The 20,875-nt window shown below is 74.9% G+C and carries 20 protein-coding genes; 11 read left to right on the top strand and 9 right to left on the bottom strand.

Annotated features, from left to right (window positions below; genetic code table 11):
• Positions 1-11 precede the first annotated feature (11 nt).
• Positions 12-692, bottom strand: coding sequence for an SLATT domain-containing protein (locus JT723_RS27830; protein WP_205047568.1), 681 nt, complete (start codon positions 690-692; stop codon positions 12-14).
• A gap of 229 nt (positions 693-921) precedes the next feature.
• On the opposite strand from JT723_RS27830, the gene JT723_RS27825 reads away from it, so the two are divergent.
• Complete coding sequence (locus JT723_RS27825; RefSeq protein ID WP_307794012.1) at positions 922-1,749, top strand: aldo/keto reductase; 828 nt, start codon at positions 922-924, stop codon at positions 1,747-1,749.
• Between the two features lie 71 nt (positions 1,750-1,820).
• Positions 1,821-2,552 (top strand): class I SAM-dependent methyltransferase, encoded by a 732-nt coding sequence (locus tag JT723_RS27820; RefSeq protein WP_205047567.1) that lies wholly within the window; start codon positions 1,821-1,823, stop codon positions 2,550-2,552.
• Positions 2,553-2,582: 30 nt separating this feature from the next.
• Here JT723_RS27820 and JT723_RS27815 read toward each other — a convergent pair whose 3' ends face one another.
• Positions 2,583-3,299: a Clp protease N-terminal domain-containing protein gene (locus tag JT723_RS27815; protein WP_205047566.1), complete on the bottom strand. Its 717-nt coding sequence runs from the start codon at positions 3,297-3,299 to the stop codon at positions 2,583-2,585.
• Between the two features lie 96 nt (positions 3,300-3,395).
• Between JT723_RS27815 and JT723_RS27810 the strand changes: the two genes are divergently transcribed.
• Together JT723_RS27810 and JT723_RS27805 are read left to right on the top strand one after the other, a co-directional pair.
• Positions 3,396-3,977, top strand: coding sequence for a TetR/AcrR family transcriptional regulator (locus JT723_RS27810; protein ID WP_205047565.1), 582 nt, complete (start codon positions 3,396-3,398; stop codon positions 3,975-3,977).
• Between the two features lie 84 nt (positions 3,978-4,061).
• Complete coding sequence (locus tag JT723_RS27805) at positions 4,062-4,823, top strand: SDR family NAD(P)-dependent oxidoreductase (protein WP_205047564.1); 762 nt, start codon at positions 4,062-4,064, stop codon at positions 4,821-4,823.
• A 33-nt stretch (positions 4,824-4,856) separates the two neighbouring features.
• On the opposite strand, the gene JT723_RS27800 is transcribed toward JT723_RS27805, so the two are convergent.
• On the bottom strand, positions 4,857-6,911 hold the full coding sequence (locus JT723_RS27800) for a phage holin family protein (RefSeq protein WP_205047622.1): 2,055 nt from the start codon (positions 6,909-6,911) through the stop codon (positions 4,857-4,859).
• A 209-nt stretch (positions 6,912-7,120) separates the two neighbouring features.
• On the opposite strand from JT723_RS27800, the gene JT723_RS27795 reads away from it, so the two are divergent.
• The gene (locus JT723_RS27795; protein ID WP_205047563.1) at positions 7,121-7,921 is read left to right on the top strand and encodes an MBL fold metallo-hydrolase; all 801 of its coding nucleotides are present in this window, start codon (positions 7,121-7,123) and stop codon (positions 7,919-7,921) included.
• Positions 7,918-8,541, top strand: a complete 624-nt coding sequence (locus JT723_RS27790) for a DedA family protein (protein WP_251513465.1) — start codon at positions 7,918-7,920, stop codon at positions 8,539-8,541. Before JT723_RS27795 ends, JT723_RS27790 begins: the two co-directional genes overlap by 4 nt.
• Before the next feature lie 284 nt (positions 8,542-8,825).
• Here JT723_RS27790 and JT723_RS27785 read toward each other — a convergent pair whose 3' ends face one another.
• Both JT723_RS27785 and JT723_RS27780 read right to left on the bottom strand, forming a co-directional pair.
• A complete protein-coding gene (locus JT723_RS27785) occupies positions 8,826-9,824 on the bottom strand; it encodes an MBL fold metallo-hydrolase (protein WP_205047562.1) in 999 nt (332 codons plus the stop codon).
• A gap of 45 nt (positions 9,825-9,869) precedes the next feature.
• Positions 9,870-11,084, bottom strand: a complete 1,215-nt coding sequence (locus JT723_RS27780) for an aminotransferase class I/II-fold pyridoxal phosphate-dependent enzyme (RefSeq protein WP_205047561.1) — start codon at positions 11,082-11,084, stop codon at positions 9,870-9,872.
• 423 nt (positions 11,085-11,507) lie between these two features.
• On the opposite strand from JT723_RS27780, the gene JT723_RS27775 reads away from it, so the two are divergent.
• On the top strand, positions 11,508-12,980 hold the full coding sequence (locus JT723_RS27775; protein ID WP_205047560.1) for a bifunctional phosphatase PAP2/diacylglycerol kinase family protein: 1,473 nt from the start codon (positions 11,508-11,510) through the stop codon (positions 12,978-12,980).
• A 34-nt stretch (positions 12,981-13,014) separates the two neighbouring features.
• On the opposite strand, the gene JT723_RS27770 is transcribed toward JT723_RS27775, so the two are convergent.
• Positions 13,015-13,443: an SseB family protein gene (locus tag JT723_RS27770; RefSeq protein ID WP_205047559.1), complete on the bottom strand. Its 429-nt coding sequence runs from the start codon at positions 13,441-13,443 to the stop codon at positions 13,015-13,017.
• A 155-nt stretch (positions 13,444-13,598) separates the two neighbouring features.
• On the opposite strand from JT723_RS27770, the gene JT723_RS27765 reads away from it, so the two are divergent.
• Positions 13,599-14,204, top strand: coding sequence for a GNAT family N-acetyltransferase (locus JT723_RS27765; RefSeq protein WP_205047558.1), 606 nt, complete (start codon positions 13,599-13,601; stop codon positions 14,202-14,204).
• 21 nt (positions 14,205-14,225) lie between these two features.
• Here JT723_RS27765 and JT723_RS27760 read toward each other — a convergent pair whose 3' ends face one another.
• Complete coding sequence (locus tag JT723_RS27760) at positions 14,226-15,293, bottom strand: RNA ligase (ATP) (RefSeq protein ID WP_205047557.1); 1,068 nt, start codon at positions 15,291-15,293, stop codon at positions 14,226-14,228.
• A 103-nt stretch (positions 15,294-15,396) separates the two neighbouring features.
• A complete protein-coding gene (locus JT723_RS27755) occupies positions 15,397-17,490 on the bottom strand; it encodes a DUF5107 domain-containing protein (protein ID WP_205047556.1) in 2,094 nt (697 codons plus the stop codon).
• 201 nt (positions 17,491-17,691) lie between these two features.
• On the opposite strand from JT723_RS27755, the gene JT723_RS27750 reads away from it, so the two are divergent.
• Genes JT723_RS27750 through JT723_RS27740 form a run of 3 tightly spaced genes read left to right on the top strand, consistent with a single transcriptional unit; the run spans position 17,692 to position 19,595 of the window.
• Complete coding sequence (locus JT723_RS27750; RefSeq protein ID WP_205047555.1) at positions 17,692-18,468, top strand: maleylpyruvate isomerase family mycothiol-dependent enzyme; 777 nt, start codon at positions 17,692-17,694, stop codon at positions 18,466-18,468.
• 32 nt (positions 18,469-18,500) lie between these two features.
• Positions 18,501-19,148: a hypothetical protein gene (locus JT723_RS27745; protein ID WP_205047554.1), complete on the top strand. Its 648-nt coding sequence runs from the start codon at positions 18,501-18,503 to the stop codon at positions 19,146-19,148.
• A 9-nt stretch (positions 19,149-19,157) separates the two neighbouring features.
• On the top strand, positions 19,158-19,595 hold the full coding sequence (locus tag JT723_RS27740; RefSeq protein ID WP_205047553.1) for an ankyrin repeat domain-containing protein: 438 nt from the start codon (positions 19,158-19,160) through the stop codon (positions 19,593-19,595).
• Positions 19,596-19,605: 10 nt separating this feature from the next.
• Here the strand turns inward: JT723_RS27740 and alc are convergent, their stop codons facing one another.
• Complete coding sequence (gene alc, locus JT723_RS27735; protein WP_205047552.1) at positions 19,606-20,811, bottom strand: allantoicase; 1,206 nt, start codon at positions 20,809-20,811, stop codon at positions 19,606-19,608.
• Between the last annotated feature and the right edge of the window lie 64 nt (positions 20,812-20,875).

Genomic DNA, 20,875 nt, shown 5'->3' with positions numbered 1-20,875 from the left:
GCTGCCGCGGCTCAGCGCTCTGCCGCGGGCAGCCCGCCCTGGCCCTGCAGCTGCCGGGTGCTGGAGCTGAACTCGGCCTGCCACTCGGCCGTCTCGCCGTCGACGTGGCTGCGTACCGCGGCGGCCAGCCGGTGCACGAGCGCCAGCTGCCGTTCGACGTCGGCGGGCTCCAGCAGCAGCCCGGGCGGGTCCGTTCGGGGTCCCGCCCGCAGCACGTCGGCGGCCCACTCCAGGCGTACGGCGTTCAGCTCGGTGCGCAGGGCGTGCGCGACGGTGATGTCCCGCATCCAGGCGGCCGACACCCCGAAGAAGTGGTCGAAGGCCTTGCAGCCCGCGGCGACCGCGAGCAGCACGTATCCCCAGCCCTGCCCGGAACCGCCGTACGCGGCGGTGCCGAGCGGCACCGCGGTGCCGGCCACCGCGAAGGCGATCGCGAAGCCCTGCAGCAGCCGGGAGCCGACGCGCTTGAGCCGCTTGTCACGCAGGTACCAGTCGATGGCGGCCTCGGCGTCCTGCTCGGCCCAGGCGCGCAGCCGGGCCAGCGTCTCGCGCTGCACCGCGGGGTCGGCCGCCGCGGCCTGCGGCACCTCGGGGAAGGGCGGCGCCTCCAGGTCCCCGCGCCGCCATGTGCTGCCCTGCCGCGCGGCGGTCGCCGCCTGCGCCGTACCCGCCGGTCCTTCGTGGCCCGCCATCGGTCCCGCTCCCCTCCGCTGCCCGGGCCTGAGAGCCTGGTTCCCGCGCGTGATCCCCGCGCGTGAGGTTATCGGCTCGGCTTCCCGCGGGGCGCGGGAATGCGCCGATCGGTCCGCCGGGTTGTACGCCACAGCCGCCACCTCGCCCTCCGCGGCGGGTGACCGGCCGCGCGACGACCCGGCACACCCGGGTGCGCCGGACAACTCCCCACGTAAGGATCGACCGCCCGTGAGCAAGGTCCCCACCATCACCCTCAACAACGGCGTGGAAATGCCCCGGCTGGGCTTCGGCGTCTGGCAGGTGCCCGACGACGAGGCCACCGCCGCCGTCGCCACCGCTCTGGAGGCGGGCTACCGCAGCATCGACACCGCCGCGCTGTACGCCAACGAGGAGGGTACGGGCCGGGCGCTGGCCGCCTCGGGGCTGCCGCGCGGGGAACTGTTCGTCACCACCAAGCTGTGGAACTCCGACCAGGGCTACGACCCGGCGCTGCGGGCCTTCGACCGCTCGCTGGACAAGCTGGGCCTCGACTACGTGGACCTCTACCTGATCCACTGGCCGCAGCCGCGGCGCGACGCGTATACGGAGACCTGGCGCGCGCTGGAGCGGATCGCCGCCGACGGGCGGGCGCGGGCGGTCGGCGTGTCCAACTTCCAGCCCGGGCATCTGCGCCGGCTGGTGGACGGCTCCGAGCTGGTGCCCGCGGTGAACCAGATCGAGGTGCACCCGCAGCTGGCCCAGGCCGAACTGCGCGCCCTGCACGCCGAGCTGGGCATCGCGACCGAGGCGTGGTCGCCGCTGGGCCAGGGCAAGGGCCTGCTGGACAACCCGGTGATCGCGAAGGTCGCGGCACGCCACGGGCGCACCCCGGCGCAGGTCGTGCTGCGCTGGCACCTGCAGCTGGGCAATGTCGTCATCCCCAAGTCGGTGACGCCGTCCAGGATCCGGGAGAACATCGACGTCTTCGGCTTCGAGCTGACCACCGACGACCTCGCGGACCTCGCGGCGCTCGACGACGGCACCCGGCTCGGCCCGGACCCGGACCACTTCGGCTGATCCACTCCCGTAACAGCGGCGCAAGCTACCTGACAGGCTGCTGTTCACCGGGCCCGTCTACCATCGCCCACATGCTGGACTACGACGTGGAGGCGGCGCGCTACGACGCGACGCGCGGGGGCGTGCCGCGGGCGGTGGCGGCCGCGCGTGCCGTGCTGGCGCTCATACCCGACAGGTGCCGCACCCTGCTCGACGTGGGGTGCGGCACCGGTCTCGTCACCGAGCGGCTGGTCCGGCCGGGCCTGCAGGTCTTCGGGGTGGACGCGGCGACCGGGATGGTGCGCACCGCGGCCGACCGGGTCGGCGGCCGGGTGGTGAAGGGGAACTGCCACCGGCTGCCCTTCGCCGACGAGTCGCTCGACGCGGTGAGCGCGGTGTGGCTGCTGCACCTGCTGCCCGACGCGCTCACCGTGGTCGCCGAGTGCGCGCGGGTGCTGCGGCCCGGCGGGGTCTTCGTGACCACCGTCGACAAGGACGCCGGCCACGACGTGAACAGCGACGTCGACCAGCTGATGGCCCCCTACCGGGTGCGACGGCCGTACGACGGCGCACTGCGGGTCACCGCGGCGGCCAGCGAGCACGGGCTGCGCCGGGTCGGCGAGGCGCGCTTCACCGGCCACGGGCAGGGCCGCTCGCCGAACCGCACGGCAGGGGATGTCAGCCGCGGCTACTTCGCCTCCGCGCTGGCTCTGGACGAGGCGCAGACCGCGGCGCTCGCCGGCCGGCTGTCCGGGCTGCCCGACCCCGACGTGCCGCGCGGCGACCCGGTGTACCGGCTGCTGGCACTCGGCAAGACGGGGTGAGGAACCGGCCGGGGTCCGCGGAGCCGCGGGTCAGGGCTTGAGTTCCGCCAGCGCGGCGACGAGCCACTCCTCGACGCCCTGGTGGGTGACGCCGAGCGCGGTCAGGGCCTGCGCGGAGGCGTCCTGGTCGTCGCTGAGCACACCGAGCAGGATGTGCTCGGTGCCGATGTAGTTGTGGCCGAGCCGCAGTGCCTCGCGGAAGACCATCTGCAGGGTCTTCTTGGCGGCCGGGCTGATCGGCAGGTGGCCCTTGAGCGGCCGCTTCTCCGCGCCCGGGGTGGCGACCGCGGCACGTACCGCGTCGGGTGCGGTGCCAAGGGCTTCCAGCGCGCGGGTGGCGAAGGTGTCCTGCTGGCCGAGCAGTCCGAGGACCAGGTGCTCGGGCTCGATGGCGCCGTGCCGTGAGCTGCGGGCCTCTTCCTGCGCGTCGGCGACGGCCTTGCGGGCGCGCGGGGTGAAGCGGCTGAAGTTGGCCTCGACGTTGAGCCCGAGGTCCTCGGGGATCTTGGGCACGAACCGCTGCTGCGCGGCCTGCTTGCTGACCCCCATGTGCTGTCCGATGTCGGTCCAGGACGCGCCGGCCCTGCGGGCCTGGTCGACGAAGTGGCCGATGAGGTGGTCGGCGACGTCGTCGAGGTAGGCGGCGATGGTCACCGCGTGTTCGAGGTCGGCGAGGGGGTCGCTGTCGGGGTGCTGCTGCTTGACGTAGTCGATGAGGTCGCTGAGGCGGACCGGGTGCTGAGTCATGCGTCAACCGTAAGTTGACGGCAGGTCGTCGTCAATCTATCCTTGACGATCGTTTTTTCTTGACCGGTCGTTCTGCTCTGACCTAGGGTCGCCACCATGGCCAGGACCAAGGAATTCGACCCGGACGCGGCGCTCCAGGCGGCACTTGAGCTGTTCTGGGAGCGGGGCTACGAGGCGACCTCGATGGCCGCCCTGGTCGAGCGGCTCGGCGTGGCCAGGGCGGGCATCTACGCCACCTTCGGCAGCAAGCACGAGCTGTACCTGCGCGCCCTGCGCCGCTACGGCGAGCTGTGCGACCCGCTGCTGCTGACCGAGCTGTCCCAGCCCGGACCGGCGCTGCCCGCGGTCAGGGCACTGGTGACCCGCTTCGCCGAGGAGTCGGCGGGCGACGAACTGCGGCGCGGCTGCTTCATGACCAACACGGCGGTCGAACGCGCCCCGCACGACCGCGACGCCGCCCGGCGCGTCGAGGCCAGCTGGGACGTGCTGGAGACCGCGCTGACCTCGGCCCTGCTGCGCGCCCGCGCGCAGGGCGAACTCCCCGCCGAACGCGACCCGCGGGCACTGGCCCGGATGCTGCTGGTGCTGCTGCAGGGCATGCGGGTGGTCGGCAAGGCGGGCGGAGACCAGGAGCGGGCGCGGGACGCGGCGCGCCAGGTGCTCGCACTCATCGGCTGAACCCGGCCCGCGGGGTCCTCCGGGGCGTCCGCGAACCCTTCTGCACCCTCATTAAAGAACGTTCGTTCTCACCAGGAGACTCCCATGCCCGACAGGTTCACCGGCAAGGCCGTACTCGTCACCGGCGGCGGCAGCGGCATCGGGCGGGCCGTCGCGCTCGCCTTCGCCCGCGAGGGCGCACGGGTCGCGGTCGCCGGCCGCACACCCGCCGCGCTCGACGCGACCGTCGGCCTCGTCGCGGCGGGCGGCGGTACGGCGGTGGCGCTCACCGCCGACATCACCCGCGGCCCCGACGCCGAGCGCATGGTTGCCGAGGCCGTGGCCCGGCTCGGCGGACTCGACGTCGCCGTCAACGGCGTCGGCGTCCTCCTCGCGCCGGGACCGGTCGGCGACATGGCCGAGGACGCCTGGCGGCACACCGTCGACACCAACCTCACCGGGCTGTGGCTGTCGATGAAGTACGAGATCGCCCACATGCGCGGACACGGCGGCGGCGCGATCGTCAACATCGCCTCCACCATCGGCGCCCACCGGCGGGCCGCCGGCCTGGGCGCCTACGCGGCGACCAAGGCGGCGGTCAGCGCCCTCACCAGGAACGCGGCACTCGACCACATCGCCGACGGCGTCCGCATCAACGCGGTCAGCCCGGGACCCGTCGACACCCCCATGTCCACCCGCCCCGGCGAGACCCCGGCCGCCAAGGCCGCCAGGCTGCGCGAGCAGATCCCGCTCGGCCGCGCCGCCAGCACCGCCGAGGTCGCCGCCGCCGTCCTGCACCTGGCCGCGCCCGAGGCCGCGGCGACGGTCGGCACCGATCTGGTGCTCGACGGCGGCGCCACCGCCTGACCGACCCGCCTGACCGACCCTGCCGCGGCAGGGTCAGGGGCGCGGGGACGTACGCGACAGGCCGCGGCGCGGGCGTGGGGCCGCCTCCTGGGGCCGGGCCGGGCCGGGATCGCGGGCGGGGGCGAGCCAGGAGCAGAAGACCCTGTACAGCGACTCGGCCCCGACGATCTCCTGCCCCGGCAGCGGCAGTTCCGCGGGTGCCAGCAGGAAGGGCCGGGACTGCGGGCCGCCGAGGCCGCCGTGCGAGCCCGCCTGCTCCTCGAAGGCGTGCACGGCCCCCGTGGCCGGGTCGACCGCCGAGTTCACCATCAGGTCGGCGGTGTGCGGGAAGGCGTCCGCCCGCAGCACCGCGGCCGCCGCGCCCGCGCCGAAGCGGGCCAGCGGGTCGGGGCCGCCGGTCACCCGCCCTGTGGCCAGCTCCCGTTCGCCGCCGCCGGGGCCGAGCACCAGCGGGCCGCGCTGCTCGCTGCGTACGAGCACGAAGCCGATCCCCGGGTGCCCGGTGAGCGCGGGCAGCAGGCCGGGGCAGCGCCTGGCGATCTCCTCCAGCGTGGCCCGCCCCGCGATGTCGGGGAAGGAGACCAGGCCGAGGTTGCCCGACGCCAGCACGATCGGGTCGGACGGCGGCCCCTCGCAGGCCGCCTCCTCCGCGGCCCGCCGGCCCTTCTCCGGCCGGCGCAGCGCACTGCGTGCCGCGGCCCGCGCCTCCACCCCGGTGCGCCGCCTGGCCCGCCGCCCCGGTTCCCGCCCGGCAGGCGGCAGCCCGCACCCGGTGCGCACCAGCTCGCGCAGGCCCGTGCCGTACGCGTCCTCGAACGTCTCGCCGCCGCTCTGCCCGTGGTCGGAGAGCAGCACGATGCGGTACGGGCGCGGGGCGTAGCGCGCCGCGTCGGCGATCAGCCGGACCGAGCGGTCGAGCCGGCTGAGGACCTTGCGGGCGTCCCGGCTGCCGGGTCCCGAGTGGTGGGCCACCTCGTCGTAGGCGACCAGGTCGGCGTAGACCGCGGTGCGCCCGGCGAGCATGTCGCCGACGACCGCGGCCACCGCCACGTCCCGCTCCACGACGGTGGCGAAGGCGCGCAGCACCGGGTAGAGGCCGCCGCGCTTGATCCGCGGGCGGTCCCTGCGCAACCGCGACGCGCTGGACTCCGCGACCTCCCGGCCGACCTCGGCGACGAAGGACCAGGCGGTGCGCACCGCGTTGGCCGGGTCGGAGAAGTAGGCGAAGTAACCGGACCTGGACCGGCTGAACTTGCCGCGCTGCGCCGCCACCGACATCACCAGCGCCGACTGGTCCGCGCCCCCGGTGAACAGGTTGCCGCGGCTGGCGCCGTCCGCGGCGAGCAGGCCGCGCGAACCGGTGCGGGCGACCGCCCTGCGCTCCAGCTCCGCCGCACTCGACGGCCGGTTGCAGACCATCACCTGCCCGGTCTCCTTCTCGAACCAGCGGAAGGCGGGCACGTCGTGGTTGCTGCCGTGCAGGATCGCCAGCTGGCTCGCGCCGGTCTGGCTGCTCCAGTCGGTGCGCCACGCGGTGAGCCGGTGGGTGCTGCCGAGCCAGCCCGCGAGGGTGGGCATCGCGGGCGGTCTGCCGGTCAGCGCGGACCGCAGCACGTCGTGGCCGACACCGTCGAGCTGCAGGAAGACCGTGCCAGGCGCCGTGGGCAGCGGCGGGTCGCCCGCGTGCCTGCGGCGCCGACCGGCGAGCCGGGCCAGCCGCCGCCCGTAGGCGGCGTCGTCGCGTACGGCCAGCGCGGTGCTGGTCGCCGACGACGCGGCCGACATCACCGCGGCGATCACCACGGCCGTCGCCGGCGCGACCTCTCCCCTGCCGTTCGGGGTGAAGCTCAGCGCGACCAGCAGCAGCGAACCGTTCAGGAAGAACACCAGCGCGCCCAGCACCAGAGCGGGCACCAGCAGCAGCGCCCTGACCAGCAGCGGCCACACCAGCGCGCTCAGCACACCGAAGGCGCCCGCGCCGATAGCCGCGGTCACCGCTATCTGCGTCGGGCTGTCGCCGTCGGGCGACTCGATACGGAAGTCCGGCAGCAGCCACGCCAGCAGCGCCAGGGTGGCCGTCGCCACCATCCACACCGCGAGCACCCGTCCGACGGCCCGCAGCGCACTGCGCCTCGCGGCCCGTCTCCGACTCTCTCCCGGCTGAGGCACCCCCCCACCCTGCCACACCCGTACGGCCGGACCTGCAACGAAAGGAATACGCTCGGGGTCGGCGGGCGCGGGCTGACCCGCGTGAGCGAGGGTGTGCGCGGGCGGGAATCGGCGGAGGGACGGGCACGGTGGCGGTGGAGATCACGTGGTGGGGCCATGCCACGGTGACCGTGCGGGACTCCGGGATGCGGGTGCTGACCGACCCGCTGTTCGCCAGGCGCCTCGCCCACCTGCGGCGGCGCCGCGGCCCCGTGCCGCCGCCTGCCGCTGCCGCCGCCGACCTCGTCCTCGTCTCCCACCTGCACGCCGACCACCTGCACGTCGGCTCGCTCGCCGGACTCGCCCCCGGCACCCCCGTCCTGCTGCCGCGCGGCGCCCAGGCCGCCGTCCCCGGACTGCGCAGGGTGCGCGACCGGCTGCGGCTGACCGAGGTCGAGGCGGGCCAGACCCTGGACTTCGGCGCGCTGACCGTACGCGTCGTACCCGCCGCACACGACGGCCGGCGGCTGCCGTACGGGCCGCAGCGCGCGCCCGCGCTCGGCTACGTCGTGGAGGGCGCCGCCCGCACCTACTTCGCCGGCGACACCGGGCTCTTCGACGGCATGGCGGACGCGGTCGACGCCTGCGACATCGCGCTGCTGCCGGTGGGCGGATGGGGACCCTTCCTCGGCCACGGCCACCTCGACGCGGCACGTGCGGCCCAGGCCGTGGCGCAGCTCGCCCCGCGGGTCGCGGTCCCCGTGCACTACGGCACCTTCTGGCCGATCGGGATGGACGCGGTCCGGCCGCACGAATTCCACACCCCGGGTGCGGAGTTCGCCCGGCTCGCCGCCGACACCGCACCCGGCGTCACCGTGCACCGGCTCGACCACGGCCAGAGCGTCACCGTCGCGGACGCAGATGCCGCGGGGCGGGGGACGACCGGGTGATCGCCTTCCTCGCGTCGGCCGCCGCCAACCCGCCGCCCTCCGAGAGCACCCAGCAGGCCGTCGGCTACCCCTCGCTCTTCCTGCTGGTGTCCCTCGGCGCCCTGGTGCCGGTCGTACCCACCGGGGCGATCGTCTCCAGCGCCGCCGTCGTCGCCTTCCACCAGACCGACCCCTTCGCACTGCTCGGCGTCTTCTGCGTGGCCGCGTTCGCCGCGCTGCTCGGCGACGTCGGGCTGTATCTGCTGGGCCTGCGCGGCGTACGGTCGCGCGGCGGCTCTCGCTGGCTGCGGCGACTGCAGGACCGGGTCGACGAGCACACGCTGGACACGGCCCAGCGGCGCCTCGACGAGCACGGGGCCGCCGTTCTCGTGCTCTCCCGGCTGCTGCCCGGCGGACGCATCCCGGTGATGGTCGCGTGCCTGATGTCGGAGATGCCACTGCGGCGGTTCGTGCGCGGGGATGTCGCCGCATGCCTGGCGTGGGCCGCGACGTACCAGTTGATCGGGATCCTGGGCGGCTCCCTCTTCCCCGAGCCCTGGCAGGGCGTCGCCCTCGCGGTCGCCCTCACCTTCACGATCGCCTCTGCCCCCGCCGTCCTCAAGCGCCTCCGCCACTCCTGATCCCCCGGGTGCACATGCGCTGGGCGCTCGCCTTTCCCCCGGGCGGGTGGCCAGGAGGGTGCCACTTGCTGTGGCGTCGCCTTCCCCCTGGGGGGTGCTCTCTTTCCGCAGGGCCGGCGCAGGCAGGCGGCGCCGTCCGCCTGGGAGGGTGAGCGTCTTCAAGGGGCGCGGGGAACTGCGCGCCCAGCCCGGCGAGCGGGAAAGAAGCAACGCCACAGCAAGTGGCAATCACCGACGCACCCACCACCGGGGAAAGCCGACCACCCACCGCAGGGGGCAGTCGCCTACGGCAGCGGCGGCACGACGTGGGACGCCCCGATCGGGAGGGCGCACAGGGACTCCGCCGGAAGGCCCACCGCGGCCCAGGCCGCGTGCAGCCTGGTGAGAGGCTCCAGCGGCGGTTCGCTCGACAGCAGAAACGTCGCCCAGTGCATGGGCGCCATGACCGCGGCCCCGAGGTCCATGAAGGCCTGGACCGCCTCCTCCGGATCCATGTGCACAGCCTTGAGCAGCCGCCGCGGCGCATACGCCCCGATCGGCAGCAGCGCCAGGTCGATCCCCGGGTGCGCCCGCCCGATCTCGGTGAAGCAGTCGCCGTAACCGGTGTCGCCGGCGAAGTAGACGCGGTGGCCGCCGGCCCGGTCGGTGAGGACCCAGCCGCCCCACAGCGACCGGCAGGAGTCGGTGAGGGTACGCCGGCTCCAGTGGTGCGCGGGCACGAAGTCGAAGCGGACGCCGCCGATCTCGGCGGCCTCCCACCAGTCCAGCTCGGTCACCCGGGTGAATCCGCGGCGCCGGCACCAGGCGCCGAGCCCGGCCGGGACCAGGAGCGCGGTGCCGCGGGGCAGCCGCCGCAGCGTCGGGGCGTCGAGGTGGTCGTAGTGGTTGTGGCTGATGACGACCGCGTCGACCGGCGGCAGGTTCTCCCAGGGCACGCCCACCGGCGTGATCCTGGCGGGGGTGGCGGGGATGCGGCGCGACCACACGGGGTCGGTCAGCACGGTGAGCCCGCCGACGCGGATCACCCAGCTGGCGTGTCCCGCCCAGGTGACGGAGACGGCGCCGGGTCCCGGTTCCGGCAGCGGCCCGGGCGCGAAGGGCAGCAGCGGCACCTGGCGCAGGGTGTGGGCGGGCGGGCGGATGACGCACTCCCGCACGGCCCGCACCAGGGTGCGCAGGCCCGGGAGCGGTTCGGTGAGCCGGTCGGCGAAGGACCTGGGCCAGACCCGGTGCTCACCGGGCGGGCGTGGCGCGGCCAGGGTCCGTTCGCTCTGATCGGTCATCGGGACTCCGTCCGTGCGGTCCGGGGGCGACGCCTCGAACGTAAGTCAGCCCGCCGCGCCCCGCGATCGCACATCGGCCGAACCGCTGACCACGTCCGGGCCGGTCAGCGCGGCGAACGCGGCGGTGAGCGCGTCGAGGGCCGCCGCCACATGGGGGACGGCGAGCGGGTCGGCGGCGGCCAGCGTCGTACGCCGTTCGCTCTCGGTACGGCCGTGCAGCGCGCCGGTGTCGATACGCACCCGGGGCTCCGCCGGGTCGTCGCCGAAACGGTGGCCGCCGGGCACGGACCTGCCCAGCGCGGCGCTCAGGCGCTCTTCGAGGGCGGCGGCGTCCAGGTCGGGGCTGCGCAGCGTCGGGTACAGCTGGAAGCCGGCCTGCGGCGGCCGGCACACCGCACCGGTCCCGGTCACGGCCCGGTAGGCGGCGGCAGCGGTCCTGGCGTGCAGCCGGTTCGCGGCGGCGACCCGCTCGACGACCTCCGACGGCTCGGTGAGGACGTACGCGGTGGCCGCGGCGACAGGCGCGGGCAGCACGGCCCGTACCGCGGCGAGCGCCGCCGCGGTGCGCTGCCGCCAGGCCGTGCCGTGCGCGGTCGCGGGGAAGCGGGCAATGGCGACCGGCACGGCCGCCGGGACGAGCGTGGCGCCCAGGTCGGCGAGCACGACGGTGTGGTCGGGGAGCATCTCGGCGGGGCTGAGCAGCACGGTGTCGCGGTGGTGCAGTGTGTCGGAGTACGTCTCGTCCGAGACGATCTGCAGACCCCCCTCCGCCGCGGCCTCGCAGGTCTCGTGCAGCAGTTCCGGTGCGGTCACCGTGCCCGTCGGGTCGTCCGCGGCCGACAGCACGAGCAGCCGCGGGTCGGCGCCCGCCGCCCTGGCCCTGCGGACCGTTTCGAGCAGCGCGAACGGGTCGGGCACCCCGCCGCCCTCCGGCGCGCTGCGCACCGCGTGCACGGGCCGGCCCACCAGCTCCGCGACCGGCGCCTGCCAGGCCGGGGCCGGGCGGGCGAGCACCGGGTCGCCGCCCGCGGCGGCGAGCAGCGCCAGCAGCAGCGGTTCCGCGCCGGGCGCGGCGAGGACCTGGCCGGGGCCGCTCCACATGCCGCGCCGTGTGAAGTAGCCGCACGCGGCGTCCAGCAGGCGCGGCCCGCCGCCCGCCTCCTCCGTGCCGGGCGAGGCCGCGGACAGGTGGGCATGCCAGTAGGGGGGAACCGGGAGGCCGGGTTCCGGCCTCACGCCGTGCGGCAGGCTGATCGGCATTGCGCACCTCCGCCACAACCTTCCCCCTCCCCGCCCTTTCCCGCACCTTGCCAAGTCCCTGGCCGGGGGCTGCCCAGGTGGGTGCCCCTTGCTGTGAGCTTGCACCTTTCGGTGGGTGGGTGGCTTGTCGCGCAGTTCCCCGCGCCCCTGGTGGCTGCCCTCTGCGCGCAGAGCGGGCGCTTTCAGGCGGCGCCCTCCGCGCAGGAGGGGGAGCGTTTTCAGGGGCGCGGGGAACTGCGCGCCCAATCACGATGCAGCCGCAGGCAAGCAACGCACGGCAAGGGGCAATCACCCAGGGGCGCGGGGAACTGCGAGACCGTCCCACCGCCAGGGGAAAGGTGCAGGCCCACCGCAAGGGGCAGGGCCTGAAGGCGCGCTGCAAGCGCTGGGCGTGCGCGGCGCCGCGCAGGGTAATCGGGTGGCATGAGCTACCCATGGAAGCGCTGGGACGTGGCACTGTTCGCCGAGGTCGCGGGCCGGCACTGGCCCGGCGCGGAACCCGTGCTGCCGCGGCTGAGCCGCGCGGCGAACCACGGCCGGCTGTGGTGCGCGGTCGCGGCCGGCATGGCGGTGGCGGGCGGCAGGGACGGCCGCCGGGCGGCGCTGCGCGGCCTCGGCTCACTGGCACTGGCGTCGCTGACGGTGAACACCGTGGGCAAGGGAGCGGTGCGCCGGGCCAGGCCGCTGCTGGACACCGTGCCGCTGATACGGCAGCTGCACCGGCAGCCGGTGACCTCCTCCTTCCCCTCGGGGCACTCCGCCTCGGCCGCCGCCTTCGCGGTCGGCGCCGGGATGGAGTCGGCCGGCTGGGGCGCGGCGGTGGCGCCGCTGGCGGCGAGCGTGGCCTTCTCCCGGATCTACACCGGGGTGCACTACCCGAGCGATGTGCTGGTGGGCTGCGCGCTGGGCGCGGGCGCCGCGCTGACCGTACGGGCGCTGCTGCCGCCGGCGCCTGGCGTTCCGCGTCCGGGACCGGCGGCTCGGGCGCCGGCGCTGCCGGGCGGGCGCGGGCTCCAGGTGGTGGTCAACGCGGCGTCGGGGCCGCCGCCGCTGCTGACCCCGCCCGAGGTGCGGATCGCGGCGGCGCTGCCGCAGGCCGACGTCACCGAGTGCACCGAGGACGACGACCTGGCGGAGCTGCTGGAGAAGGCGGCGCGCACCGCGGTCGAGCGGGGCGGCGCCCTGGGGGTGTGCGGCGGCGACGGCACCGTACGGCTGGCTGCGGCCGTCGCGCTGCGGTACGGGCTGCCGCTCGCGGTCTTCCCCGGCGGCACGCGCAACCACTTCGCGCTCGACCTGGGCCTGAGCACGGTCGAGGACACGGCGACGGCGGTGCTGGACGGCACCGCGGCCCGGGTGGACGTGGCCCGCACCACCGGGCTCGACGCCCCCGGCGCGGCCGCTGAACCCTTTCTGAACACCTTCAGCATCGGCTCCTACCCGGACCTGGTACGGGTCAGGGAGCGCTGGTCGCGGCGGGTCGGTTCGTGGCCGGCGAGCGTTCTGGCGGCGGTGCACGTACTGCGGACCTGCACGCCGGTGGACATCGAGATCAACGGCAGGCCGCGTTCCGTGTGGCTGCTCTTCGCCGGGAACTGCCGCTATTCGAGCGTGGGCCTGGCGCCGGTGCGGCGCCGCGACCTGGCGGACGGGCGGCTCGACGTGCGGATCGTGGACGGCGGCCCCTTCGCCAGGACCCGGCTGCTGGGGGCGGCGCTGACCGGGGTGCTGACCAGGTCGCCGGTGTACGAGGCGGCGTCGGTGCCGCGGCTGCGGGTGCGCGTGCCCGGCGCGGGCGTCCACCTGGCCTGCGACGGCGAGGTGGCGCCCGCGCCCGGGGAACTGCTGCTCGACAAGGCCGCCGGCGCTCTGGTGGTCTACCGCGGGCGGCGCTGAGCGGGGTTCTGCCGCAGGGCCGGGTGGCCGGCGGTCAGTTGCTGCCGCCGACCAGCCCGGCCAGGGCGCGCACGCCTTCGCCCGAGATGCTCAGCGAATCCTCGTTGCCGGTGTCGATCGACAGGATCAGCTCGTCGGAGGGCCAGGCGCCGCTGAGCGCCGCCAGCTGCACCAGCCGGTAGCTGCGGGTCGTCGGCAGCGCCTCGGCCATGCGCGTCTCGGAGGTGAAGACCGGCACCAGCTGCCTGCCGTCCTCCTGCTCGTAGACCGGCAGTTGGATCTCCCGGGGCAGTTCCGAGCCGTCCACCCCTTCCGGGTACTCGTCGACGGCGGGCACCGGCAGCAGCACCTCGCTGACCGCGAGGGTACTGAGCGCGATGACGTTCTCGCTGCCGTGCGCGATCTCGTGCAGCGCGCGCTGCGCCGGAGGCAGGGCGCCGTTGGGACTGATGTCGTCGGTCATCGGTTGTGTGTCCTCTCCAGGGCCGGTCGTACGGATCTCGGGTCGGGGGTCTCCGCTCGCTGAACCCCGCGCGTACCCATGGATCGGCAGACCATGCCGTCCACCCGGTGAAATGGCGTTGACCAGGCATGCGGTCGGCCGGTTAGCGTGCGCGCATGGTTGCGAAGAGCCCCGTGCACACAGTCCTGGAAGGCCGCCACGTCCGGCTGGAACCGCTGGATCCGGCCGCGCACAGCGCCGCGCTGTTCGCCGCGGGCGGCGGTGACGAGGAGGTGTGGCGCTGGCTGCCGGTGGAGCCGCCGCGCAGCGAGGAGGAGATACGCCAGCTGGCCGGCCGGGTCGTGGCCGGCTCCGAGGAGTCCGGCGGGCTGGCCTTCGCGGTGGTCGAGCGGGCCGGCGGCCGGGCGGTCGGCTGGACGACGTACTGCGACGTGAGCACCGTCGACGAGCGGCTGGAGATCGGCTGGACCTGGTACGGGCGCGACCACTGGCGCACCGCGGTCAACACAGAGGCGAAGCTGCTGCTGATGGGCCATGCCTTCGACGACCTGGGCTACGGCCGGATCTGCTGGAAGACCGATCGGCTCAACACCCGCTCGCAGCAGGCCATCGCGCGGCTCGGCGCGGTGCGGGAGGGGGTGTGGCGGCGGCACCGGCTGCGCTCGGACGGGGTGACGTGGCGGGACAGCGTCTTCTTCTCGATGCTGGCCGACGAGTGGCCGGACGCGCGGCAGCGGCTGCGCGCCCGGCTGGTGGACTGACCTCCCGCGGGTCTGCCGCCGTCACTCGTACTCGGTGCCGCCCTTGCGGGTCAGATAGGCGTCGCTGACCACCTTGGCAATGGCCCGGCCGCCGACGACGGGGCTGTAGGTGCCGTCGGCGGTGCGGACGACGACGCCCTCGCGTATGTGGGCGCCGCGGCCTGAGACGGTCTCCCGGCCCTGGGCCAGGCCGAGCACCTGGTCCAGGTCGAAGGGGCCGTGGTGGAGGCGGGGCACCAGCGGCAGTTCGCCGACCGGGAGGTCGGCCGGGTCCAGCCAGGTCAGCTGCCCGCCGATGTCCGCGCACACGTCGAAGGCGGCGTATCCGGGCAGTTCGCGGCGGGCGTCGATCCCGTAGCCGAGGTCCTGCACACCGCCGCCGTAGACCTCGCCGTAGATGCCGACGCGGCTCGCGCCGAGCGTACGGGCCAGGTCCGCGGCGAGCTGCGGCAGGCCGTAGCCGCGCACGGCACGCCAGTAGAGGTTGCCGGGCGCCTCGATCAGGGCCAGCCGCTGGGCGCCCAGGCCCTTGGAGGTGACGTCGAGCGCGCCGGTTCCGGCGTGGTAGGTCAGGCAGCAGGCGGTGCCGTGCAGCTTCTCGGTGACGGTGACCAGGTCGCCGGGCGCGAAGATGTCCGGGTGGCGTTTGAGGTTCTCGATGTCGGTCCAGGGCAGCAGGTCGGGCGCGGCCGCCACATCGCCGCTCATCGAGACCGGGACCGGCGGCACCCATTTGGTGATGCCGAGGCGTTCGGCGAAGTCCTCGCCGCCCGCGGCGGCCCGCTCCAGGTCGGTGCCGTCGAGTGCGGCCGGGCGGCACACGATGCCCTGGGACAGCTCGCCGCGCAGCCGCACCGCCTTGACCCGGTTGGCCGCGCCCCCGGTGAGTCGGCCGGTCAGGCCGAGTTCGGCGATCAGCGGGTCGGGCAGCACCGCCTGCTCGGGGATGTACACCGCGAACTCCCCCGTGCGGTAGGCGCCCTTGGCGACCACCGCACGGTACAGGCCGACCTGGGCCAGCTCCAGGGCATCCGCGTTCGGGTGCTCCACGATGGTCAACTGCTCGGCGGTCACCCGCAGTGTGGACATGGCTGTCCCCTTCCCCCCGACTCCCCCGTCGGTGTGGCGATCACCCCGCTGACCCGGGGCGCAGCGACCACTGTGGCGGGCGGGCGCGGCCCGGGCCACCGGTTTACGCGGGGCCGGCGGGTGCGGGGCCGGTGTCGTCGGGGCGCATCAGGAAGTCGTAGCGGGCGGGCAGCGGGTGCGCGGCTCTGGCCGCGGCCCGCACCGCGTCGGTGATCTCGCCGTCGCCCGCGACCAGCCGCTCTGCGACGGCGTGCCAGGTGTCGCTCAGCTCCTCGGCGCCCTCGCGGAGGTCGGCGACGACGATCCCGGCGTCCAGCAGGGCGCGGGCGGCGGCCGTGTCCCCCAGCGCCAGTGCCGTACGTGCCCGCAGCAGCCGGATGCGTCCGTCGTCGAAGGGTGCGCCGCCGCCGGCCGCGGGCTCGGCCAGTATCGCTTCGGCGTCGGCGGCACGGCCGGCGTCGAGCAGGGCGGGCACCGCCTCGACCAGCAGCGCGCGCTGGGCGGTGCCTGCCCCGGGTCCGTACTGCTCCGCGGTGGCCAGCAGGCTTTCCCAGGCCGCGGCATACCGTTCCGCGGCCTGGCCGGTCCTGCCCTCTGCGGCGTCGGCGACCGCCAGTGCGCGATGGCACCAGGGCGAGGGGTGGGCGGCCAGCGAGCGCTCCCAGCTGCGGACGGCCTGCGCCCGGTCGCCGGCGGCCCACTGGGCGAGGCCGAGGTAGTAGTCGCGGAACCACTCGTTGCCCGGGTAGGTGTCGGCGGACTCCAGCAGTTCGCGCCACTGCGGCGAGACCAGGGCGGGGCCGGGCGGGGCGCCGACCGGCGGCCGGGGGAAGACGCCGGCCAGCAGCAGTTCCAGCCAGGGCTTCTGCGGGTCGCCGAGGGTGGTCGCCTCGAAGGGGGTGCCGGGCAGCCGGAAGTGGCTGCGCTCGGCCTCCAGGGCGCCCCAGCCGGAACCGGTGGCCAGGATCTCCTTGGGCTCGGCGTCGGCCTGCGCGAGCCAGTCGGCGTAGGCGGTGTCGACGGCCGCGCGGGGCAGCACCGCCTCCAGGCGGGCGGCCGCCTCGGCGCGGGCGGTGTCCCAGTCCGCCCCGTGCACCAGGTCCGGGTCGGCGCTGAGCGGGCCGTAGGCCTCCAGCCAGGACAGGTCGGTGTCGGCGGGCATCGGGATGTGCTCGAACTGGGTGCGCGCCAGCCCGGCCTGGATCTCCAGATAGCCGCCGGTACCGGGCTCGGTGAGCCACTCCTGCCAGCGCCGTCCGCCGCTGCCGCGTCCCCACCAGAAGATCTTCCTGCCGCGCAGCAGGTCGGTGGACGTCTGGACCAGGCCGTGCCCGTCGCCGTCCAGTGCGGTGATCCAGCGCCGGTCGTCACCGCGGACGTCCAGGAAGTAGTCGGCGGGATGCTGCGAGCCGCCCGGGTAGCTGACGTCGGGTCCCGCGGTGTGGTCGGCGCCCCCCGGGGCGGGCAGCCCGACCTGGCGCAGCCGGCGCTGGTGCCCGAAGTGCCAGGCGGCCTCCGCGGGGGCGATCACCCGGGTGCGGTCGGTCTCGGGCACCGCGGTGTTGGACCACCAGTAGGCGGGGACGGTGCGGTCGTGCGGGTTGCGCACCCGGATGCCGACATAGAGGAAGTCGGAGCCCTCAGGGAGCCACAGGTCGACCTGGAAGGCCAGGTCGCGCAGCCGCTCCCACTCCCACAGCCGCAGCATCTCGCCGCCGTCGGGCGCCGGTACCCGGCCCGCGTGCAGCGGGGCGCAGGTGTGCGCGGCATGCCCGGTGGCGCCGAGATTCCACTCGACCCCGCCGGAGAACCACGCACCGGCCAGCCCGAAGTCGACCGGCTGGAACACCGGGTTGCGGTAGAGCAGTTCCCGCCCGGTCGGCTTGTGGAACAGCGAGTGCAGCCGCCCGCCGAGCCCCGGCAGCACCGTCGCGCGCAGCCTGCTGTTCTCGATCACCAGCGCGTCGAGCTGCGCGGGCTCGCGCTCCCGCCCGTAGCCGTCGAGCAGGCGGACCGGGAGCACCGTCCGCAGGGGTGCGTAGCCGATCTGCCGCAGCATGTCGGCCGGCAGCCCTTCGAGGTCGGCGGGGTCCAGCCGGTGTACTTCGCTCTGCGGGCGCAGCGCGGGCAGCGGGTTCTCCGGTCCGAGCGGGGCGGCCGGAAGCGTCACCTTCGTACTGCGCACGGTCGTAGCCAAGGCCACCTCATCCGGTTCGTCGGGGCTGACGGGACAGACAGGACTGACGATCACCATGGAACAGCCTTCGCCGCGCCCTGAACAGGCCCCGCCTCCGTCAGGGTTGGGCAAAACTGCCGCAAACGGTCAGCTCGGGCGCCCACGTGGCGGACTCGCCCGCGCGCGGGTTGCTTGTCGGTGTTCGCTGCTACAACGGAGCCCATGACGATTTCGCCGGCTCCGCGGTTCGATGAATGGCTCGACCAGATAGCCGAGCGGTCCGCCGCACTGCGTTCCGCGGCCCGGGACGCGCCGTCCGACGCCAGGATCCCGGCCTGCCCCGACTGGACGGTGCCTGACCTGCTGGCCCATGTCGGCGCCAACCAGCGCTTCTGGGCCGCCGCCGTCAGCGCGGGTCCCGCGCCGCGCCCGCCGTCCGACGACCAGGTGCCGGGTCGGCTGCCGACCGGCGACCTGCTGGAGTGGTCGGCCGGCTCGACGGCTGCCCTGCTCGACGCGCTGCGCGGCGCGGGCGCCGACGGGCGGTGCTGGACCTGGTGGGCGGACTCGGGTGTTTCCGCCACCGCAGGCGCCGTCGCCCGGCACCAGGTGCGGGAGATCGCGGTCCACGTCAGGGACGCCCAGGACGCCGCGGGTGCGCCCGAGCCGCTGCCGCCCGACCTTGCTGTCGATGCTGTCGATGACTTCCTCCATGTGGGTTTCGGTTCGATGGACGGCTGGCCGCACTCCCCCGCCCGGGTCGCGCTGGTCGCGGACGAGGGCCGGGCCTGGACGCTGATCCTGGACGAGACCGGCGCCTCGGCGGTCCGCAGCTCCGCGGGCGAGGGCCGCCCGGAGGCCGACGCGACGGTGTCGGCCCCGGCCGGCGACCTCCTGCTGGCCCTCTACCGCCGTGCCCCCTGGGACGAGGGGACCCTGCGGCTGACCGGCGACGCCGCCCTCGTACGGCAGTTGGTGGTCTGGCCGCCGCTGGACTGAGGACGTACCGTCCTGATGAAGGGGTGATGCCCATGTCAGGTCGAGCGTGGCACGCGGCCGGTGTGACGGTTGGGGCACTGCTGTTAGCCGTCGGCTGCACCTTCGGCGGCGGCCCCAAGGATCCGCCCCGCGCAGCCGAACCCACCGAAGCCCCCGGCCCTCCGGTCGGCAGCGTCGAGCACCCCCGCCCCGTCGACTGCCTCGACGGCGCCACCACGGCGCCCGGCCACCCGGGCGACTCCACCGCCACCGCCGGCCGCCCCTGGTCGCCACCCGGTTCCTCCTCCCCCCGCGCGCGAGGCGACGACGTCACGGTCGGTCCGCTGACCCTGGAAGGCCTGCACGGGCTGGTCCGCGGCGACCAGGAGGCCCACGGTGTGCACAACTCCGACGGCTGGCACTATCTGGTCGGCGCCTCCGTCCGGCTCGGCGGGTCGGCGACCGTCACGATCGGAGCCGAGCAGCGCGCCCGCGCGGGCCTGGAGTTCGGCGGAGGCGACCACATGGGGCCTGCGCCCGCGGTGACCTTCTCCGCCTGTGCCGATGCGGCGACCTCCTTCCTCGGTGCCTTCTTCGTCGCCGGTGACGGCAAGGCGTGCGTCCCGCTGGACATCCGGGTGGGTGACAGCGCACCCCGGCGGGTGGTGATCTCCTTCTTCGACGGCGAGTGCGCTGCATAGGGTGGGTCCATGACCGAGCCGACACCTGGGCAGAGCCACGAGCCCGACACCGAGCACGAGCCCGCCCACGACCCCGAGGTCCTGCAACTGGCCGCGCAGGTCTTCGATCTGGCCCGGCAGGGCGACACCGACAAGCTCGCCGCCTACATCGACGCCGGTGTCCCGGCGAACCTGACCAACGACCGCGGCGACACCCTGCTGATGCTCGCCGCCTACCACGGCCACGCGGACACCGTCGGTGCGCTGCTGGAGCGGGGCGCCGAGGCCGACCGGGCCAACGACCGCGGCCAGACCCCGCTGGCGGGCGCGGTCTTCAAGGGTGAGCGCGAGGTGATCGCCGCCCTCGTCGCGGGCGGCGCCGACCCTGCGGCCGGCACCCCCTCGGCCGTCGAGACCGCCCGGCTCTTCGGCAAGGACGACCTGCTCGCCCTCTTCGGCGCCGCCTGACCCCGCCCGGTCAGCCGAGCGCCGCGGTGCGGCGGACGAGCCGGTCGGTGCCCTGCGCGGTCAGCGAGCCGTGCAGCCGCAGCCGGGCTATCCCCCCGTCGGGGAATATGTCGACTCTGGCGTGCGTGGCCGCCTGGGGCTCGACCAGGAAGCGGTGCACGGTGTCGGGTTGCAGCCGCGTCCGGTCCAGCAGCCGGATCCACTCGGCTGCCTCGCCGTCCCTGACCCACAGTTCGGCCCAGCCGGCCGCATTGCCCTTGAGATACCCGGTGTCGATCTCGACGGCGCGGATCTCACCCTGTTCCGCCAGCCGGTAGCTGATCCAGTCGTGTCCGGTGTCGCGGCGCCGCCTGGTCTCCCAGCCGTCGTCCATCTTCTGCGACCGGCCCGGCAGGATGGTGTGCTCGGGGGGCGAGTAGAAGCGGTCGGAGGCGTCCTCCACGACCCCGCCGTTCTCCAGCGCCACCAGGTCGAAGGTGCCCAGGCCCGCCAGCCACTCCGGGTCGGGCGCCACCTCCCCCAGGACCCGCAGCCGCGCTATGCCGCCGTCGGGATGCTGGCGCAGCCTCAGATGGGTGAAGCGGCGCTCCAGATGGACCGCGAAGGCGTTCTCCGCGTGGCCGCCCACCGCGCTCCGGGTGATCACCTCGGTCCAGCGCAGCTCCGGGTCGAGCAGCTCGTCCGGCGACGCCGAAGGGGCGGCAGCCACCGCCTCCACCGACACCGCCTGCGGGTAGTTGCCCCGGAAGTGGGCGGTGTCGACCACGATCGCGCGGATCACCCCGGGCGCCCCCAGCCGGATCAGCGCCCAGTCGTGGTCGGCCGGGTCCGGGTGCGGGACGTCGGCCGAGGCGCCGCGCCGCCGCCTGGTCTCCCAGCCGTCCATGATCTTGCCCTTGTGCCCGAAGCGCTCGGGGTCGAAGACCGCGGGGCCGCGCACCAGCAGATTCTCCCGCTCGGCGAAGAACTCGTCGTTGGCGACGACCACCCCTGCCCCCAGCCGGCGGTCGGCCAGGTCCGCGAGCGAGCCGAGCCCCGCCCGGGTCAGGTCCGCACGCCGGTAGTCCGCGAACGGATTGCCCCCCGCGTAGGGGAGTGCGTCCCCCGTGTAGGACGTCAGCGGCGTGCAGGCCTTACCGCCCTCTGCCCCCGCGCCGCCTCCCGCACTCGCATCCGCGTGCGCTCCCACAGCTGCACCCGCACTCGTGCTCGTCATCGTCTGTCAGCCCCTCTCGTGTGCTCCGATCCCCTGTGCCTCCACTCTCCGCCTCCCCACCGTT

Origin of the sequence: Actinacidiphila bryophytorum (genome assembly GCF_016916835.1) — a bacterium.
Lineage (GTDB): Bacteria > Actinomycetota > Actinomycetes > Streptomycetales > Streptomycetaceae > Actinacidiphila > Actinacidiphila bryophytorum.
This window is presented reverse-complemented; position numbering and strand designations above follow the sequence as displayed.

What these genes read in the sequence shown, in the direction of transcription:
- JT723_RS27740 (WP_205047553.1), top strand. Translation starts at nt 19,158, where the DNA reads ATGACCGAGCCGACACCTGGGCAGAGCCACGAGCCCGACACCGAGCAC.
- JT723_RS27815 (WP_205047566.1), bottom strand. Translation starts at nt 3,299, where the DNA reads ATGACTCAGCACCCGGTCCGCCTCAGCGACCTCATCGACTACGTCAAG.
- JT723_RS27780 (WP_205047561.1), bottom strand. Translation starts at nt 11,084, where the DNA reads ATGCCGATCAGCCTGCCGCACGGCGTGAGGCCGGAACCCGGCCTCCCG.
- JT723_RS27775 (WP_205047560.1), top strand. Translation starts at nt 11,508, where the DNA reads ATGAGCTACCCATGGAAGCGCTGGGACGTGGCACTGTTCGCCGAGGTC.
- JT723_RS27770 (WP_205047559.1), bottom strand. Translation starts at nt 13,443, where the DNA reads ATGACCGACGACATCAGTCCCAACGGCGCCCTGCCTCCGGCGCAGCGC.
- alc (WP_205047552.1), bottom strand. Translation starts at nt 20,811, where the DNA reads ATGACGAGCACGAGTGCGGGTGCAGCTGTGGGAGCGCACGCGGATGCG.
- JT723_RS27820 (WP_205047567.1), top strand. Translation starts at nt 1,821, where the DNA reads ATGCTGGACTACGACGTGGAGGCGGCGCGCTACGACGCGACGCGCGGG.
- JT723_RS27830 (WP_205047568.1), bottom strand. Translation starts at nt 692, where the DNA reads ATGGCGGGCCACGAAGGACCGGCGGGTACGGCGCAGGCGGCGACCGCC.
- JT723_RS27810 (WP_205047565.1), top strand. Translation starts at nt 3,396, where the DNA reads ATGGCCAGGACCAAGGAATTCGACCCGGACGCGGCGCTCCAGGCGGCA.
- JT723_RS27760 (WP_205047557.1), bottom strand. Translation starts at nt 15,293, where the DNA reads ATGTCCACACTGCGGGTGACCGCCGAGCAGTTGACCATCGTGGAGCAC.
- JT723_RS27750 (WP_205047555.1), top strand. Translation starts at nt 17,692, where the DNA reads ATGACGATTTCGCCGGCTCCGCGGTTCGATGAATGGCTCGACCAGATA.
- JT723_RS27785 (WP_205047562.1), bottom strand. Translation starts at nt 9,824, where the DNA reads ATGACCGATCAGAGCGAACGGACCCTGGCCGCGCCACGCCCGCCCGGT.
- JT723_RS27800 (WP_205047622.1), bottom strand. Translation starts at nt 6,911, where the DNA reads ATGGTGGCGACGGCCACCCTGGCGCTGCTGGCGTGGCTGCTGCCGGAC.
- JT723_RS27745 (WP_205047554.1), top strand. Translation starts at nt 18,501, where the DNA reads ATGTCAGGTCGAGCGTGGCACGCGGCCGGTGTGACGGTTGGGGCACTG.
- JT723_RS27805 (WP_205047564.1), top strand. Translation starts at nt 4,062, where the DNA reads ATGCCCGACAGGTTCACCGGCAAGGCCGTACTCGTCACCGGCGGCGGC.
- JT723_RS27765 (WP_205047558.1), top strand. Translation starts at nt 13,599, where the DNA reads ATGGTTGCGAAGAGCCCCGTGCACACAGTCCTGGAAGGCCGCCACGTC.